Consider the following 17,132-nt stretch of genomic DNA (forward strand, 5'->3'; position numbering starts at 1 on the left):
TTTGCCTGGTCACCAGCGCAACCAGGTGCACCGGCTTCGGGGCCGACGGGTGTCGGCCCCGCGCCCAATCAGCAGTCGGTATCTTCTGCCTTGGCTTCTTCTTTCAAGTCCTCACAGGCGTCTTCAATCGCGTTACCGGTGTCGGTGATGGTTTCATCGATAGTTTCACCAATGGATTCTGCGCTTTTTTCCTCGCTACAGGCTGCCAGGCTGATGGCGGCGGTAATAGCGAGTGCAACGTAAATGGTTTTCGTGAAAAGTTTCATCGATCTCTCCTTGGTTTACTTGAATGATGCGGATAAAGGGGCAAACAGTGTGCCAACTCTTTGCAGAGCCCATGGCTCCGCGGTTTTGCGGAAATCCGGCTGCGTGTTTCGCGGTGTGGGAGAGGTAGGGGCCGGTAGATATTTCACGGCGGATTGAAATATTTACCGCCGCAGTGCGAAACGTCGCTGCGCCTGAGAGGTTCTATTGTGCGGTAACCCGCCGCCGCAGTGCGCCAGCGGCCGAGCGCTGCCGGTTGGCATCACACTTGCAATTTCTCCCCTGTGCGGCTGCATTTGTGCCGTTAAACAGTGTTGATCCGTCGGGAATTGAAAGAGGTAAGTGCAGTGGTCGTTTTGCGAAACGTTGGCAGGCATTGGGTAAATGTGCAGAGCGTATGCTGCGGGCTTACAGGGCTGTGCGTACGCAATTTCGCCTTGCTGCTACTACTACTGGTAGTGCCCTTAGAATTCGCCAGTGCGCAACCTGCTGGCGGCGTCGCATCACTCGCTGAAACCAGTGGCGGCAACGAGGAATCCATGCCGACAATGACGGCGGATGAAATTGACAGCCTGATACACACACTCGAAGACGAGCAACAGCGCCAGCAGTTTGTCGAGAACCTGAAAGGTCTCAAGGCGGTGAAGGCCAGTGCTGCGGACAACAACCCGTTGGCGATTGCCGATGCGTTGCTACCGGAGGAGACCGCGAGCCGTTTGGTGGATAAATATGGTGAACTGCTGGACACCATGGGTATCAGTGCCAACAGTGCGGGCAAGCTGGTGATTACCGGGGGCGCACTGCTACTCATCGCGCTGCTCGTGTGGATCAACGGCCGTCTTGCGAAGAGCTTTGACCGAAAATTTTCCCGCGTACGCAGGGCGCTCGGGCTGAACCAGCATCGTTTCGCCAGCTATTTTCGCCTGCAAGTGTTGGCGGGATACGCCATCGCCGGATTGCTGGCACTGTACACGCTGTCGCTGGTTTTTCATCGTACGTTTGGCGTCGTGATTGACGATGAAGGCCTGGTCAATGCGGCGGAGGTAGTATTTTCCATACTGCTGGTGATTCTCGTGTTTAGCAGTATCTGGGAAATCATCAACGGCGGCATAGAGCACTATACCCGGAAAAATCAGGGCGCCGTGACTGCCAGGGTGCGTACCTTGATACCTTTGGTGCGCAATGCCCTGTTATTTTTTCTCACCGTGCTGTCGCTACTGGTCGTACTGTCGGAGATCGGCGTGGATGTGATGCCGCTACTGGCCGGTGCCGGTGTACTGGGTATCGCCATTGGCTTTGGTGCGCAGACACTGGTCAAGGATTTTCTTACCGGCTTTACCATTCTGATTGAAGATCTGCTGCAGGTAGATGATGTCGTCACCGTTGGCGGCCGCACGGGTATTGTTGAGCGCATCACCCTGCGCAAGGTCGAGATGCGTTCCCTGGACGGCACCGTGCACACGGTGCCATTCAGTGAAATCAGCATTGTGGATAACCTGACCAAGGATTTCAGTTACTACATGCTGGAGGTCGGTGTGGCGTATCGGGAAAACACCGATGAAGTGGTCGCCTGCCTGCTGGATATCGACCGTGAACTGCGTGCGAGCGAAGAGTATGGCCCCTATATCCTGGAGCCGCTGGAAGTACTGGGCGTGGACCGCTTTGACGACAGTGCGGTCGTCATCAAGGCGCGCACCCGCACCCGCGCCCACGAGAAATGGTTTGTGGGCCGCGAATTCAATCGACGGATCAAGCTGGCGTTTGACGAGCGCAATATCGAAATTCCGTTCCCCCATCAAACGCTGTACTTTGGCGAGGCAAAGAATGGGACCCCGACCGCGGCGGATATCCGTCTGCTCGCAGAGGAGGGTAACCAGTCGAGTGCCAGTGATGCTGACGCGGCGCACGCAGGCGCTGCCAAGGGTGATGGCAAGACCGCCAAGGCAGCGGGAGCAGTACCGCGTGGCGATATGAAAGTTAGCCGCGAATCTACAGAGAAACCGAAAGCGGCTGCCCAACACTGGGACGATTAGGCGGAAGGCGGTCACCGAAAATCTTGCCGTTGACCGCTACAAATTCCGCTGGATTTATGTCATTTTCGGGGCACACGTAGTTCAGTAGTCGAAGTTTTATGAAGCGTTTTGCCCTGTCTCTTTTCGTTGCCGGTTTTGCAGGATTTTGCTCTGCCGAGCAGCTCACCATCGATCGAATCTTCTCCGACCCGGCATTGAGCGGTACCAGCCCCCGCGCACTGCAGTATTCGCCGGACGGTAGTCGAGTCACTTTTCTTAAAGGACGCGAGGAAGATTACAACCGCTACGACCTGTGGGAGTACCGCCTGAGCGACGGCGAGACCCGTATGCTGGTGGACTCCGACAAACTGCATCGCGGTGAGGAACAGCTCTCCGATGAGGAGAAGGCCCGTCGCGAGCGCCAGCGTATTTTCGGCAGCGGCATCATGGAGTACAGCTGGTCGAAGGATGGCAAGTCGCTGCTGTTCCCCCTGGCCGGCGATGTGTTCTATTACGCGCTGGAGGATGGCCAGTCCAAACGCCTGACGGAAACCGAAGCGTTTGAAACCGATGTGCGGGTGTCCCCGAAAGGAAACTTTGTTTCCTTTATCCGCGACCAGAATATTTTTGTGGTGGACCTGGACAGCGGCAAGGAGCGCCAGCTTACTGTCGATGGCAAGGGGCCAATCAAAAATGGCATGGCGGAATTTGTGGCCCAGGAAGAGATGGACCGCATGACCGGTTACTGGTGGTCCCCGGACGAGCAGCGCATCGCCTATCTGCAGGTGGATGAAAGCCCGGTGGACGAGGTCACCCGCAGCGAGATCTATGCGGACCGTATCGACATGATCAAGCAGCGCTACCCCGCCGCCGGCCGCCCCAATGTGAAAATCAAGCTGGGAGTGCTGGAGCTCGCCAGTGGCAAGACCCAGTGGCTCGATCTGGGCAACAACGAAGATATCTACATTCCCCGGGTGCAATGGGCGCGGGACAACCTGTTGTCCTATCAATGGCAGAACCGCAGCCAGAACAGACTGGAACTGCGATTTGTGGATATCCCCGGTGGCAGCACCCGCAATGCACTGGTGGAAACCAGCGATACCTGGGTCAACCTGTTTCACGATCTGCGCTTCCTGAAAAACAGCGACCGCTTTATCTGGGCGTCGGAAAAAGATGGATTCAAGCACCTGTACCTGTACGACTTCCGCGGCAAGCAACTGGCGCAGTTGACCGCTGGCGACTGGGCGATTGACGAGCTGGAAGCGCTGGATGAAGACAATGGCAAGGTGTATTTCTCCGGGCGCAAGGATACGCCGCTGGAGCGTCACCTGTATGTGACCGACCTGAACGGCAGCGGCAAGATTGAGAAAATCTCCAGCCGCGCGGGTATGCACAGCATCGAATTCGCCGGCGATGCCTCCGGTTATATTGATACCTACTCCAACCCGACGACGCCGGCCCAGGTGAGCCTGCATGGCATTGATGGCAAGCGCGTCACCTGGCTACAGGAAAACAAGGTGGAAGAGGGCCACCCACTGTATCCGTACATGAGTGACTGGATCGAGCCGGAGTTTGGCCAGATTGAAGTCAAAGGAGGCAAGGCACCGGAAGGGCACACGCTCTATTATCGGATGTACAAGCCGGCAGGCTTCGATCCGAAGAAGACCTACCCGACCATGGTCTTCCTGTACGGCGGCCCCCACGCGCAACTGGTTACCAACAGCTGGGATAGACCCTTCAACCAGTACATGGCCCAGCAGGGCTATGTGGTGTTCACCCTCGACAACCGCGGCTCTGCCAATCGTGGCAAAAAATTCGAAGACCCCATCTTCAAGAAAATGGGTAGTGTGGAAGTGGACGATCAGGTGACCGGGGTGAAGTTCCTGCGCACCCTGCCGTTTATTGATCCCGAGCGCATCGGTGTTTACGGGCACAGCTACGGCGGTTACATGGCGCTGATGGCGATGTTCAAGGCGGGTGACTATTTCAACGCGGGTATCTCCGGTGCGCCGGTGACCGACTGGGGCCTGTACGACACCCACTACACCGAGCGCTACATGGGCAACCCCAACCAGGTGCCGGAGGCCTATGCAGCGGCTTCCGTATTCCCCTACGCCGGGGATCTGAAAGGCCCGCTGCTGATTTATCACGGCATGGCGGACGACAATGTGCTGTTCACCAATACCACCAGGCTGATTAAACAGTTGCAGGACAACGGCCAGCAGTTCGAGCTGATGACCTACCCGGGCAAGAAGCACAGCCTGCGGGGCAAGGAAACCCGCAAGCACTGGTATCAAATGATGAAAGATTTCTTCGACCGCACGCTAAAGGCGTCTGAATGATCGATTGAATCAGTGCAACGAGAAAGGGCTTCCAGTGGAAGCCCTTTTTTGTCGTCCCTCCCCACAACAGCTGTCCCCCTGCACCCGCCCCACCCGCCGCGCGCGACGGTTTCATCGCTACACCGCTTTTGCTACCATCATTTGGCCTTACCAAATAACAATATTCTGCCTGACAGAATTCCGTCGCGAGCTCGTGTATGAAATTTCCGCAACTGCCACTCTGCGCCCTACTGTTTCCGGGCCTGCTATTCAGCGCCTCCGGCTGCAGTGCCGAGGCCGACCCGCTGGATGCGTTGCAGCCCGCCAGAACCATGCTCGAGTACCGGGCCATGTCGGAGCAGCTTTACCGGCTGGATCAGGCCGCGGTGAAAGCGGAAGCCAAGGCCGCGGGTCTGGACGACTCTGCCAAGCCGAAAAAAGCCCAGCGCTTTGGGTTCGATGCAAAAAAGGCGGCCAGTGACAGTGCGTTTATTGCCACCTCGGCAGGGCGCCAGATCGCCGAGAACCTGCTGACGTTCCAGACGCCTTCCGGCGGCTGGTCCAAGCGCACGGACATGGGAGTGCCGCGGCCGCCGGGGGTGCAATTCGGCAGCGAGAAAAGCTACGTGCCCACCTTCGACAATCTCGCCACCAGTACCCAGTTCTGGGTGATGGCCAACGCCTGCACTAGCCTCGGGGAAGCCCGTTACTGCGACTCCGCAACACGCGCACTCAAGTACATCCTGATCGCCCAGTATCCCAATGGCGGCTGGCCACAGACCTTTCCGCTGCGGGGCGGCTATCACGATTACATCACCTACAACGACACGGTGATCACCAGCCTGCTGACCATTGTCGCCGCCGCGGCCAACGGTGATCCGCGCCTGTCGTTCGTACCCCAGGCACTGCGCAAACAGGCGCAGGACAGCCTGCAGCGGGCGCTGCAAATGGTGGCCGCCACCCAGGTTGAGGTGCAAGGGAAGCCGACCATCTGGGGCGCCCAACACCATGCAGAAAGCTTTGCCCCGGTGGCGGCACGCGCGTTTGAGCCGGCAGCACTGGCCACCAGTGAAAGCGCCGACCTGGTGCTGTTCCTGATGTCGCTGGAACAGCGCCCGGCGTATATCCAGAAAGCGATTGACGGTGCGCTGACCTGGTTTGAACAGCACCGTATCGACGGCCTACGTTATCGTCGTGATGGAAAACTGCCATCGCTGGCGCCGCGGGAAGATGCCAATCCGTTATGGGCGCGCTTTTACGACATCAACGGGCAGCGTCCGGTGTTTGGCGATCGCGATGGCAAGGTGTATTTCGACGTGGATGAGATATCGGAAGAGCGCCGCCGCGGCTACGCCTGGTACACCGAGCAGCCGTACAAGGTGATCAAACAATACCGCAAGGCGCGGGAGTAACCCGGCGGCTACGCCGGGGCCGCTGCGCGCTCGGCCCAGTCGGCGGGTACGATAAATCCACGGCTCCGTTCGCCACGGTGATCGTATCGGGCTACGCATATCGGGCCGCGTTTCAGCATCGAATCTGCCAGGGGTTCACCCTCTACCGGCGGTGTTGCAAGGGACTCTGGCAGCGGCGCCAGCCAGCAGGGCTTCGGCAGTCGATACCACTGGCCGTCCGCTGACGGCTGGACGGACGCCTCCTGTTCGAGAAAGGTCGCCACGTCTGCCCACCAGAAATGATTGGGTTCAGACAGGCCGCCGCTGGCGGCATCCAGCGGGCGAAACAGTCGCCCGGGCATCAGCGCCCATTGCCGGTCGAGCGTGATGCCCGCATCGCGCAAGCTGCTGGTGGCGGTACTGTCTTGGGCTACAGGAAGCTGATGGTTGCGCATGCGCGCGAGCTTGATATCGAGCCGGTCTTTCAGGCCTGGCCCAACCCAGTATTCACCCACCTGCAGGTAAAACTTCAGCGCAATTTCCCAATGCTCGACCGCATTATCCGGCGTATGGCGCACCACAAAATCCAGTTCGCCGAGGGTTCTCCCCCCATCGCGGATAGGGAAGTTATGCGCCAGTAACTGGTAGTCCGGGTGATGGGTAAAGGCGAAGGCCCACAGATACTCGAAGTAAATACCGAGCCTGTGGTTGTTTAGCTGCTCAAGGTGAGAAAGCAGTCGGGCTTCCAGCTCCGCCCGGACATGAGTGTGCGAGAAAAACCGGGCGAGCGCCGAGCGGCGGGATTCCGGCAGCCATGGTAGCGGGGCGTCAGGCGCAATGTCGGGCGCTGCCAGTGCCCACAGCAGGTTGCGCCAGTGGTCCGGGCTGGCGGTTACGAATGCGATGCTCATCGCGCGAGTATAGGGAATTCGATACCAGTCCGGAATGCGGGCAGGTGCTACCACTTCATGCGGAAGCCAAAGGTCAGCTGAATACTGTCGCTATCGCCAAAGTTCTCCAGGCTGCTGGCATAGTCCACCTCCCCGTAAACCGAACAGCGGTCACCGCACTGGTCGTAGGTAAAGCCGATGCCCAGCTGCCCCCACCACTCATCCCGCGCCTGATACAGGGACGTGCCGGACACCTGCACCTCGGTCTGGTCGTCAAAGTAGTAGTAGGTATTGGCAATGGCGTAGAGGCTGATCCGCTCCAGCAGCAGGTTGCCGTACATGTTGCGGTTGACTCGCTGGCTGACCCGCTGCTCGAATGCCACGCCGAAACGGGCAAAGCCACCCTCGTTGTTGGTGTCGACCAGCCGCGCGCCGTAGGGGTCGAAATTGTCGTCGATGTCTTCTGCGGTATAGGCCACTTGCAGTTGTGGCGTGAGGGAATAAAAGTCACACAGTTTGAAGCTGTGCCCGCCTTCGACGGAAAAGTTGAACCCAATGGCATCGTTGCCGGTACCCAGGTACCAGAGCTCGCGGGAATACAGGTCGGAGTCAAACCAGTTGAACTGCAGTTGCACGTCGGCGTAACTGCCCTGGCTGCCGTACCAGGTGGCGGTACCGCCGATTCCCCAGTTGTAGGTGTCGATATAACCCTGGCCGAAGTAGCTGTCGAGCTCCGTACTGCCGTAGCCATACTGGGCAAAGACACCGAGCATCAGGCGGCCGCGATAAACGGCGGGGTCGAAGGAGAAATCGGAGCCAATCTGTACCTGTCCGAAATCCTGTTGCCAGCGGGCATTGGCCGTGGACTGCTCCGGCGCATTGTCGTTGTACACGGAATTCATGCGTATCCACAGGCCGCCGCCATCAATCGTGCGCTCCACCGCATCGCCATAGCAACAGATGCCGCGGTCGCGATAACTGGTGCCGGCCCAGAAACGATTGCCGACCCGCTTGCGCAGGGTGGTGGGGGCGTTCATCCGGCGGATGGCTTGCGCGTACGTCTCGTAGAGCACTGCGCCCGGTTGCCAGCGTGGAACAAGCTCGCCGCTGTTGGAGAAGGGATCACTCATGGTGGAGCGCAGAAACCAGGTGTCCTGTTCGCTGCCGTCGATGCCACCCCGGTACAGGGCATAGCCGTAAGCACCGCCTACAACTGCCGTGCGGCCGTCGTAGCCGATGTAATCCGGGTCGAGTAAGAATCCATCGCGCGGGTTACGTCCCTGCACGCGGATGATGGGGATGCCGTTGCCTGCGGAAACGGCACCATCGCCCCCCAGATTGAATATGCGCACAAAGGTCCGCCCGCTCACATTCCCTGCCACTGTCAGCAAATCGCTGGGTGCATTGTCGTCGGCCAGTAATGTGTCCATCCACAGACGCCCGTCACGCCCTGCGTAGTTGCCGAAACGGCCATCGGGATGGGGAACAATATGCAGCTGGTTGAATTCACCATTTTGCAGCCACAGGGTGCCCGCATTGTGGACGTCACCGGCGATGGAAAAATCGGTTTGCACCGGTTCCAGAATGCCGCCAAAGCGAATGTCCAGCCCAAGCGTTTGGCGCCCGCTGGTGCCGCCACCGACGGCCAGGTTGTTGAACAGGCGCAGTTTGGAGCTGCCGTTGATGATGACGTTTTCCCAGTTCAGCAGCTTATCGCCGTCCAGCAGGTGGTCCAGCTTGAAGCGAATGGTATCGATGTAACCGTCGTCCGCGGTAAGGTCGTCTCCACCATCCAGGATGGCGTCGCCATCAAAGGCGCGCGCGTCGATCTCCAGGTAGTCTGACCCGTCGCCGCCGATGAAGTGGTAGATAATGCCTTCGTCAAAATACAGGGTGTCGTCGCCACTACCCATATTCAGGGTGTGAAATACAAAACCCCCATCGAGCAGCATGTAGTCGTCGCCGTCGCCGGCGTTGAGATCGAAAATGAGCCCGTCGTACAGTTCGATACGATCGTCGCCGGCGCCGGTATCCAGGCCACCACTGAAGAAGTTGCCGACTTCCGAATCCCGCACATCCATGATCACGGTATCGTTGCCATCGCCGGTGAGCAGATTGGTTTCGATCAGCGCGCCGTTGATGTTGATGCGGTCATCGCCGGTGCCTGCGTCCACGGTGCCGATGGTGCCGCCGTTCAGGTCGAGGGTGTCGTTGCCGGCAAAGGTACTGACGTCCGCGCCTGCGGCATCGTTGTCTTCGTCACACAGAATCTGGTCGGCGCCGGCGGTTCCGGTATTGGAGGGGGTACAGTCGGCGAGGGTGACCACCGGCAGGAGGCACAAGCCGGCTGCGCACAGCATGCGGTAAAGAATCTGGCAAAGAATCCGGCGCCCGGTGCGGGGGCGGCGTTCAGAATTCATAGGTGATGCCCAGGTTGAGCGTCCAGGGGTTGGTCTCGAATTCCGAGTAGAGTCTTTCGTAGCCGGGCGCCGTGGGGTAGGTGACTTCCGCATCGGGGTTTGAGTCGGTGTAGATTACAGCCGCATTGATCAGCCAGGATTGCGCAATGCCGCGCCCCAGGCGCCAGTCGATGCCCAGCTGCGCACTACCGCCCCAGGAGTGGCCCATGCCAAACCGCCCGGGACCGGTCGCCATGCCGCTGTTGACGAGATAGCGCTGGAAGTCGGGATTGAGTTCGTCGTCGTAGTAATCGGAGTAATTGACCCCGATACCGAGGTACGGCTGCCCGAGGCAGATCAGGTCATTCATATACCAGTTGACGAACAGGTTGGCGGAAGACGCGCTGTAGCGCCCGAAGTAGATGTTGTCCTGACCCGGGGTCGCGCGAAAATTCTGCAGGGTCAGGGAGTGGTCCGAGTCACCGATGTACAGCAACTCCACGCCGAGGTAAGGCAGCGGCCGCCACACACCGGACACATTCCAGGTAATGTCGTCCTCGACCTCCCAGTGGGTCCGGTACAACTCCCAGTCCTGCAATACGTAGTACTTGAGCGACGTGTTGTTGTCGTCGGGATAGACGAAGCTCGCCCCGATGCGCAGGTAAAAGCGGGTGAGGTCCACATCCGAAATCGGGATCTGCGCCTTGGCAAACATCGGCAACACCAATGCCAGGCAGGCCGCCAGCCTGAGTGTCTTCATGGTTAACTCCGTTTAACACCGATCGACCGCTGCGATACCGCTTATCGTTAAAAATTCGCGCGACGTGTCAAAAGCCTTGGAATGACGCGGCAATTATTGAAATTGGCATTGCCGGGATAAATCTGAAACACCTGTAAAAGTAGCATGGGCTCGGGAATTTGCCGGCCGCTGTGCGCACGTTGAGCGGGTGACAGGTCATATGCCGAACGCTGTGGGAAATTGTTCGAGTTGGCCGTGTGTCGTAGAAATTTTTTCCCTTTATCGACCGCAAGCTGGCGCTGGAGAGCGCCCTGTTTCCAGCGTAAAATCGCGCTCCTTGTGTCCGGCGCCCAATGCCGCGCATACATCAATTCTTGAGCGATGGTATGTACTCAACCGCTTTTACCCGCCTGCGAGATCGGGAACTCGCAAAGTCCACCAAGCCATTCCTGGCCAAAGGCAAGAGCGTCAAGCGCTGTGCCCAGTGCCAGATGGCAGAATATGCCTGCATGTGCCCCTGGCGGCCGGTGGCCGAGAGCCGGATGGACTTTGTATTGCTGTTGCACCGCAAGGAATTATTCAAGCCCACCAATACCGGCCGCCTGATTGTGGATGTGTTTCCCGAGACCCGGGCGTTTTTATGGAACCGGCTGGAAGCGCCGCAAGGGCTCAAGGCGATACTGGAAGACCCCGAGCGCGACTGTTTTATCGTGTTCCCCGCCGACGGCACCGAAAACTGTGCCCGGCATGTGGTGCGCGATCTGCCGCAGACGAGCAGACAAACCACACTGATCCTGCTCGACGGTACCTGGAAGCAGTGCAGCCGCATGATCGGCCTGAGCCGCTGGCTGGATAAGGTGCCCTGCCTGAGCCTGCCAGAGACACTGGTGCGCTCTTATTCGGTGCGGGACTCCGGCAGAAGCCACCGCTTTTCCACTGCAGAGGCGGCGATCAGTTGCCTGCTGTTAGGGGGCGAGGCGGAGCCCGCGGATACGTTACGGCATTACTTTTCCGTGTTTAACCAGCACTATCTCGCCACCCGCGGCTGCTATCTTCCCGAGCCCGGTGAAAGCCACGAGGCGCTGGCCTCGCGCTTGCGGGAATAAAACAGCCGCAATAAAACATTCCGAATAAAAAAGGGGGGAGGGCCGAAGCCCTCCCCCCTTTTTTCTGTGCCCGTCGGTTAGAAGTTGTAGGTCACTTTGCCGTAGATGAAACGACCGCGAGGGTCGTGCTGGCTGGATACGTAACCGTACAAGTCTGAATCCCCATCGCCGATGGCGAACGGCGGCTCTTCATCCAGTGCATTGTCTGCACCGAGGCTCAATACCATGTTTTCAAAACCGGTATAGCGCGCCTGCAGATTCACCGTCATGAAGGAATCCACAATTCGGGACTGGTTGGTATCGTAATCCAGGGTGCCGTCAAAATCGATATCCGGCGTATCTTCAAACTCGCCGATATAATTCAGCCCCAGGGTGACCGCGAAGGTATCCCGTGACCAGTCGGCAGACGCCGCCCAGCGGTGTTCCGGGTATTCATACTCGCCCGCCAGATCCCGGTTGATGAAGTCATCACCGGTGGCGTTCAGCTCCACCCGCTCAAACTCCGCCAAGTAGGAGTAATCCAGCCGCAGGCCCAGGTCACCACCGGCCAACGCGAATCCGGAATACACCATGCTCAGGTCAATGCCGGAAACGGTCTGCTCACCGATATTGATAAAGCCGCTGTTGATGGACTGCAGCGAGCCGAGGGATTCACCGGGCAGGGCCGCGGAGCGGACACACACGGTGCTGTTCTGGTCGTTACAGAACTGGCTGTAGAGATAGCCAAATGGCACCTCGTCAATTTTGCCTTCCTGGGTAATCTGCCAGAGATCCAGTGACATTTGCATATTGTCGATGGGTTTGACCACCGCACCCAGGTTCACCGATTCCGACTCTTCCGCGTCCAGATCCGGGTTGCCGGAAAACACGATGTTGTAGTCGGTGCTGGCACAGTAAGCGTCGTTAATGGCACAGCCGTAGGAGTCGATAAAGAACAGTGACTCCTGGGATGGCCCAAGGCCGATTTGCGCCAGTGACGGAGCGCGGAACCCGGTACCCCAGGAGGCGCGCAGGGAGAGCTGTTCGTTCGCGGTCCACAACAGGTTGGCCATCGGATTGGTGGTGCTGCCGAAATCGCTGTAATCGTCATAGCGGCCCGCCAGTGTCAGGTCCAGGTTGGCCGGTAGTGGAATGGCGAACTCGACAAACGCGGAATTGATGTCGCGACTGGCGGCGGCGGACACCGACTCGGTGCCGAAAATCAGGCCGCGCTGGAACTGATCATCGGGAATGTCGGATGCGCGTTCCTCGCGACGCTCGATACCGGCGGCCATGGCGATGGCACCGTTGGCGGTGTCGAACAGTTCACCGCTGAGGGTAAAGTCCACACCGCGCAGCTCGGACTTGCCCTGCCGCACCAGGCTGGTGGTGAACGCATCAATGACCGACTGCGGGTTCTGTACACCGCCGAACGGATTGTAACGGCCCGCGTCAATTTCCTGTTGCAGCAGATCGGTGCGCACCCAACCCTGGGTGCGGTCACCGCTCTGGGTGGACTCGCTGCGTGAGCGCTGTACCGAGGCTTCCCAGTCCCAGTCGGCGATGGTGCCGCGCAGGCCGAACACGCCGCGCAGGTTGTCGGTTTCAATATCCCACTGCCGTGCACCGGCATCCACCGTGCGGTAGCGGCCAACGCCAATGGACGTGGCGCCCACGAATGGATTGTTGGGGTGGTTGATGGGCACGGTGAGCCCGGCGTCTTCATCCAGTGGCGTCGGTGCACCCTGGGCAATGGAGGTGTTGTGCTGTACTGCCAGTTCGGTAAAGAACTCGACGCTGTCGGTGAGCTGGGCATTACCCAGCAGCAGCACGCCGGTGCGCTCGGCCTCTGGTGTCAGCAGCGTCCAGGGGCCGTAATCGTACACGCAGGTCTGGCCGAACGCGTTGCCCGCCGGGCAGTTGGGATCGATGGTGGTTTCACCGTCGACAATGAAACGGCCGGGATAACCGCGGGAAGAGCGGAAGTCCATGCCGCCCCGTGGCGATTGATTGGCAGTATCGAGTCCCGGACGCTCGACACTCGCCAGGGTTGTATTACTGCGGTGGTCGAAGATAACGGTCAGGTTGGAATCCTCACCGTTGACGCCCCACACCGCAGATACCGACTGCTCGTCGTAGCCATCGGCACCGCCGAAGTCCGCCGAGACTTCCGCGCCTTCAAAGTCCTTGCGCAGGACCAGATTCACCACCCCGGCCACTGCATCGGAGCCGTAAATGGCGGAGGCGCCATCTTTCAGCACTTCCACCCGTTCCACGGCGGCAATGGGAATACTGTTGATATCCACAAAGTTGGTGGTAATGCTTTCCGCGAAGGCGCTAATCGCCACACGCTTGCCGTTGACCAGCACCAGCGTGGCATCGGCGCCCATGCCGCGCAGGCTCACCGCCGCGGCACCGTTGGCGGTGGAGTCCTGGTTGTTGCCGCGGGTGGAAAAGGTACCGTTGCCCGCAGCGGGGTTCTTCTCAAATAGTTGCTGCAGATTGGTGTAGCCGGATTTTTCGATTGCCTCGCGGTCCATTACCTGAATTGGTGTCGCCGTTTCGAATTCCGCATTGCGTTGAATGCGGGAGCCCACTACGGCAATTTCTTCCATGGCTTTTTCTTCCTCAGCGAATAGTACCTGAGGGGCCGTTGCCGCGGTGATGGATAAAATGGCGCTGGATAAAATGCGTTGGCGTAATAAAGGTCTTTTCATAAGAATTGCTCGTCCGTTAGTCGTCATTATTGTTGTGTGACCGAAGCGGTAGGACCGTTCAGTTACGCGCACGACGTTATCAACCACAGAATGGCGAGGCAATTAATATGAGATGAGCTGTTGCCCTGCAGGGATTTATTGAATGGCGTTATCGAATTCGGTGTGATGAATTTTTAGTTTGCGACAGAAACCCAATATTCAACATCTTTCGAGTTTTACATTTATGCGGTTTACCACTTCATAGTTGGTACGTTTGTTTTGTTTTTTTGTGTCGAGCATGGTGCGTTTTTGGCGTACACCGGATAAATATTATTGGCGCGCGCCATCAACAGTTGCCGGGCTGTAATAAACGTGCCGCCTGTCAGAAGGAAAATTTTACGCCAGCAAAAAAGCCGCTCAGATCCAGGTCGTCAAAATAGGGCGAGCGGTCAAAGTTCCATTTCAGGTAGCGATAGCCGCCGACGATATCGTAGCGATAGCAGCGGTAGTTGACTGCCGCCAATGCCTGCCAGGTTGAATCACTATCGCCGCCGCCCACATCGGCGTAGTAGGTGAGATACCAGCGGTCATCGAGATCGGTTTTGCCGCGCAGGCCAATAACGCCATCCCATACGCTGCCGGATCGAGAAATTCGAAAACGACCGAATCGATCGACGCGTCCAGTGACATCCACATCGAGATCTAAGTAGCGCGCGCCGAGTGTCAGGTTGAGTCGCGTGCTGTCGGACTGATAGAAGCGATAGGCGCCGCCCAGCGTGGAAACAAAACCCTCAAGATCAATGTCGGCACCTACACGGAAGAGGTCACCGCGAAAGCGAACGGTCTGTCGGATATCGTCGGATACATTCAGGTAGATCATGTCGGCAAACACTGTCCACTCGTTGCGACTTGCGGCCAGGGTGCCCATGAAGCCCATTTCCAGGTCTTTGACCAGCTCATCAAAACCGATATCAATGTTGTCGCCACTTCGGCTCTCACCGCCGACACTGGCTCCCCAGAGGTAGACTTCGGCTCCCAGCAACCAGCGGTCCGGCAGGCTCCCGCCGAAGGTCTCAGGGCGACCGGAACTCTGTGCCTGCGCAACACAAAAGGGAAAACTCAGCAGCAATAAAATAAGGACGCGTCTCACGGGTAATCTCCCTGTGGTTCTGTCACCGTTGCCGGAAGGTTGTTTTTTCAGCTGGCGACTCGGATCATTTCCAAAGTGCGGCCAGATCGATGTGCGTCCAGTCGGTGGCATAATCGGGAACCGGCACCTTGAGCCACACCTGGCGGCGTTTTACATCGGTGACGATCTGGTGATTGGTCAGGTCGGCATCCTGTTTGGTGGGCTTGGTTGCGCCACCATTCTCGGCAAACGAACCATCCTCATTGAACAGCCGGAGATCCATGATCTGCCGGGTTACTGCGGCATCGACCTTGCCATCGTGTTCCGCGAGACGCGCGTTCATGTTGGCGTGGCGGCGCAGAGAGTTGCTGATGGTTTCCCGTGGCCCCAGTCCCCAGTCAGGGACCAGAAAGGTGTTTACAACAGCAATGGAGTCACCGTCTGGCGTGCGCAGACGATTGCCGGCGAGTGATGAGCACTCCATGGAAGCACCGCCGTGTTCATCGGCGATCGACAGGATCATCGAGGTACTGTGGCAGATGCCGTTCAAACGGGAGATCAGGGCAGACAGAGATGCGCTTTCACTCAAAATGTCGTTCAGTACATTGAGTATCGATGGGCGGTCCAGGTAAACCAGTGAACCGCCCATGCTGGTGCCATCATGAATATCCAGATAGACACCGTGCTCATTCAACACGCTGAATGGGCAATACATACCGGGCCAGCCCAGAGCTGCGAGTTTGTAGGCGCCATCCGTGGGCCTGCGCACGGTCAGCACCTGCGCAAACTGGTTAAATGCTTCCCCCCAATCCATGTTGCGGCCGATAAACGTACCCCCATCAAGGGAATGGCTGCCCCAGGAGAGGATTGAAGTGCAGCCAGCAAAGGAGTGCAGCTTGGACTGGAAGATGCCGTACTCCATGATCTGGTCGAGCATGCAAACATTTGTCAGTGGCCAGCCGGTGCCTTCGGCGACGCCGTCATACCAGTGCCGGTTTCTCGTCGAGCAACTGTGGTAGGCGCGGTCGCTCCACGTTTGCATTTCGTCCTGGGTAAGCCCGCCTTGCTTTCGGGCGGGTTCCACCACAACATCAAACGCCTGCTGCATGTGGTCGACCATCAGGGCACCATATTGTTTGCCCATTTCCCTCGCTGATCCTGTGAGGACGGGAATAAGGAACCCATTTGACTCGTAGAGCTTTCCACCCTCTAACGTATTAAGCAGCGTCATTTTGTTGTCTGGCATGGTTCGTCGTTCTCCCAGGTACTCTCATTAAACGCGTTGCGTGTGATGGTTTGGTTTTAAGGCTGCGTGGTTTTGGTCAATAGCCAGCCTGGCACCCTTAGGTTCCAGTGAATGGCCGCGGCACGCAGGAAAAAAATGAGCAGCATGCAGCAGGCACCATTTATGACGGCAGATTCCGGCGACACGTGCATAAGGATCAAATAGCCGATGCAGCCGATGGTGACCGGGACTGCGTACAGTTCATTGCGCATCAGCAGGGTCTGGTTACCGGCGAGTGTGTCGCGTATCAGGCCGCCACCAATGGCCGTGATAATTCCGAGAATGAGCGGCCCCAGTGGTAACGCGAACGGCAGCTCGATGCCTTTGTGCGTAGCCTGAATGGCGAACATGGATACGCCGAGCGCATCCAGATACAGCATGCTGCGGTAGACCTGTCCGTGCGTCATCAGCTTGTTGGCCAGGAACGCCAGCATGCTGGCAAATATGGCTACCCAGATGTAGTTCAGGTCGGAAGCCCAGAACACCGGCACATCGAGAATGACGTCGCGGATGGTGCCGCCACCAATGGCGGTAATCACACCCATCACCGTTGCCCCGAACAAATCGATCCCTTTGGGCGCCACCGCGGCGACGGCCGTTGCCGCAAAGGCGACGGTGCCCGCCATTCCCAACAGGTATTGAAGGTCATCGATCTGCATGGCGGTCATCGCGTTCACACGTGCAGCGCTGCATTACTCTCCGGCCGCGCCGGTTTCGCTGCTACGTATATCTAAGGCTTTGGAAAAGCACGGTGAATGAATCCCTAGATTCTGGTTGAGATTGCGCCCGCAAGGAGGCTTATCCCGACGATTTATCTCGTCCGCTGCGAAATAGCGCGCGTTCGGCACCCGCTGACCAAACGAACTAAGCTCCACAGTGTCCACCGCCGTTGTCGACATCCATTCCCTGTTATTTCCGCTA

12 protein-coding genes are annotated in these 17,132 nt (G+C 58.2%); 4 read left to right on the forward strand and 8 right to left on the reverse strand.

Annotation, left to right across the window (positions count from 1 at the left end; genetic code table 11):
• Positions 1-68 precede the first annotated feature (68 nt).
• On the reverse strand, positions 69-266 hold the full coding sequence (locus AU182_RS05245; protein ID WP_066961578.1) for a hypothetical protein: 198 nt from the start codon (positions 264-266) through the stop codon (positions 69-71).
• Positions 267-701: 435 nt separating this feature from the next.
• Between AU182_RS05245 and AU182_RS05250 the strand changes: the two genes are divergently transcribed.
• From AU182_RS05250 to pelA, 3 genes are all read left to right on the forward strand, one after another.
• Complete coding sequence (locus AU182_RS05250; protein ID WP_066961581.1) at positions 702-2,297, forward strand: mechanosensitive ion channel family protein; 1,596 nt, start codon at positions 702-704, stop codon at positions 2,295-2,297.
• Positions 2,298-2,395: 98 nt separating this feature from the next.
• Positions 2,396-4,618, forward strand: a complete 2,223-nt coding sequence (locus AU182_RS05255; RefSeq protein WP_066961585.1) for a S9 family peptidase — start codon at positions 2,396-2,398, stop codon at positions 4,616-4,618.
• A 197-nt stretch (positions 4,619-4,815) separates the two neighbouring features.
• The gene (gene pelA / locus AU182_RS05260; protein WP_066961591.1) at positions 4,816-6,009 is read left to right on the forward strand and encodes a pectate lyase; all 1,194 of its coding nucleotides are present in this window, start codon (positions 4,816-4,818) and stop codon (positions 6,007-6,009) included.
• Between the two features lie 8 nt (positions 6,010-6,017).
• On the opposite strand, the gene AU182_RS05265 is transcribed toward pelA, so the two are convergent.
• Genes AU182_RS05265 through AU182_RS05275 form a run of 3 tightly spaced genes read right to left on the reverse strand, consistent with a single transcriptional unit; the run spans position 6,018 to position 10,037 of the window.
• A complete protein-coding gene (locus tag AU182_RS05265; RefSeq protein WP_066961601.1) occupies positions 6,018-6,899 on the reverse strand; it encodes a DUF1853 family protein in 882 nt (293 codons plus the stop codon).
• A 47-nt stretch (positions 6,900-6,946) separates the two neighbouring features.
• Entirely contained in the window at positions 6,947-9,298 is a 2,352-nt protein-coding gene (locus AU182_RS05270; protein ID WP_193754289.1) for an autotransporter outer membrane beta-barrel domain-containing protein, read from the reverse strand.
• The gene (locus tag AU182_RS05275) at positions 9,288-10,037 is read right to left on the reverse strand and encodes an OmpW family protein (protein ID WP_066961625.1); all 750 of its coding nucleotides are present in this window, start codon (positions 10,035-10,037) and stop codon (positions 9,288-9,290) included. The genes AU182_RS05270 and AU182_RS05275 overlap by 11 nt, the downstream gene beginning before the upstream one ends.
• Positions 10,038-10,402: 365 nt before the next feature.
• Between AU182_RS05275 and AU182_RS05280 the strand changes: the two genes are divergently transcribed.
• The gene (locus tag AU182_RS05280; protein ID WP_066962236.1) at positions 10,403-11,122 is read left to right on the forward strand and encodes a tRNA-uridine aminocarboxypropyltransferase; all 720 of its coding nucleotides are present in this window, start codon (positions 10,403-10,405) and stop codon (positions 11,120-11,122) included.
• A 77-nt stretch (positions 11,123-11,199) separates the two neighbouring features.
• On the opposite strand, the gene AU182_RS05285 is transcribed toward AU182_RS05280, so the two are convergent.
• From AU182_RS05285 to AU182_RS05300, 4 genes are all read right to left on the reverse strand, one after another.
• Positions 11,200-13,818, reverse strand: a complete 2,619-nt coding sequence (locus AU182_RS05285; RefSeq protein WP_066961636.1) for a TonB-dependent receptor — start codon at positions 13,816-13,818, stop codon at positions 11,200-11,202.
• A gap of 361 nt (positions 13,819-14,179) precedes the next feature.
• A complete protein-coding gene (locus tag AU182_RS05290) occupies positions 14,180-14,947 on the reverse strand; it encodes a hypothetical protein (RefSeq protein WP_153039117.1) in 768 nt (255 codons plus the stop codon).
• A gap of 64 nt (positions 14,948-15,011) precedes the next feature.
• Positions 15,012-16,172 (reverse strand): C45 family autoproteolytic acyltransferase/hydolase, encoded by a 1,161-nt coding sequence (locus AU182_RS05295; RefSeq protein ID WP_369802046.1) that lies wholly within the window; start codon positions 16,170-16,172, stop codon positions 15,012-15,014.
• Between the two features lie 56 nt (positions 16,173-16,228).
• A complete protein-coding gene (locus AU182_RS05300; RefSeq protein WP_227718141.1) occupies positions 16,229-16,879 on the reverse strand; it encodes a trimeric intracellular cation channel family protein in 651 nt (216 codons plus the stop codon).
• Between the last annotated feature and the right edge of the window lie 253 nt (positions 16,880-17,132).

The sequence above is a fragment of the Microbulbifer sp. Q7 genome (assembly GCF_001639145.1).
GTDB lineage: Bacteria > Pseudomonadota > Gammaproteobacteria > Pseudomonadales > Cellvibrionaceae > Microbulbifer.

Excerpts from the sequence above, each read along its gene's own strand:
- AU182_RS05265 (WP_066961601.1), bottom strand. The coding sequence starts at position 6,899 with ATGAGCATCGCATTCGTAACCGCCAGCCCGGACCACTGGCGCAACCTG.
- AU182_RS05255 (WP_066961585.1), top strand. The coding sequence starts at position 2,396 with ATGAAGCGTTTTGCCCTGTCTCTTTTCGTTGCCGGTTTTGCAGGATTT.
- AU182_RS05245 (WP_066961578.1), bottom strand. The coding sequence starts at position 266 with ATGAAACTTTTCACGAAAACCATTTACGTTGCACTCGCTATTACCGCC.
- AU182_RS05285 (WP_066961636.1), bottom strand. The coding sequence starts at position 13,818 with ATGAAAAGACCTTTATTACGCCAACGCATTTTATCCAGCGCCATTTTA.
- AU182_RS05280 (WP_066962236.1), top strand. The coding sequence starts at position 10,403 with ATGTACTCAACCGCTTTTACCCGCCTGCGAGATCGGGAACTCGCAAAG.
- AU182_RS05275 (WP_066961625.1), bottom strand. The coding sequence starts at position 10,037 with ATGAAGACACTCAGGCTGGCGGCCTGCCTGGCATTGGTGTTGCCGATG.
- AU182_RS05300 (WP_227718141.1), bottom strand. The coding sequence starts at position 16,879 with ATGACCGCCATGCAGATCGATGACCTTCAATACCTGTTGGGAATGGCG.
- AU182_RS05270 (WP_193754289.1), bottom strand. The coding sequence starts at position 9,298 with ATGAATTCTGAACGCCGCCCCCGCACCGGGCGCCGGATTCTTTGCCAG.
- pelA (WP_066961591.1), top strand. The coding sequence starts at position 4,816 with ATGAAATTTCCGCAACTGCCACTCTGCGCCCTACTGTTTCCGGGCCTG.
- AU182_RS05295 (WP_369802046.1), bottom strand. The coding sequence starts at position 16,172 with ATGCCAGACAACAAAATGACGCTGCTTAATACGTTAGAGGGTGGAAAG.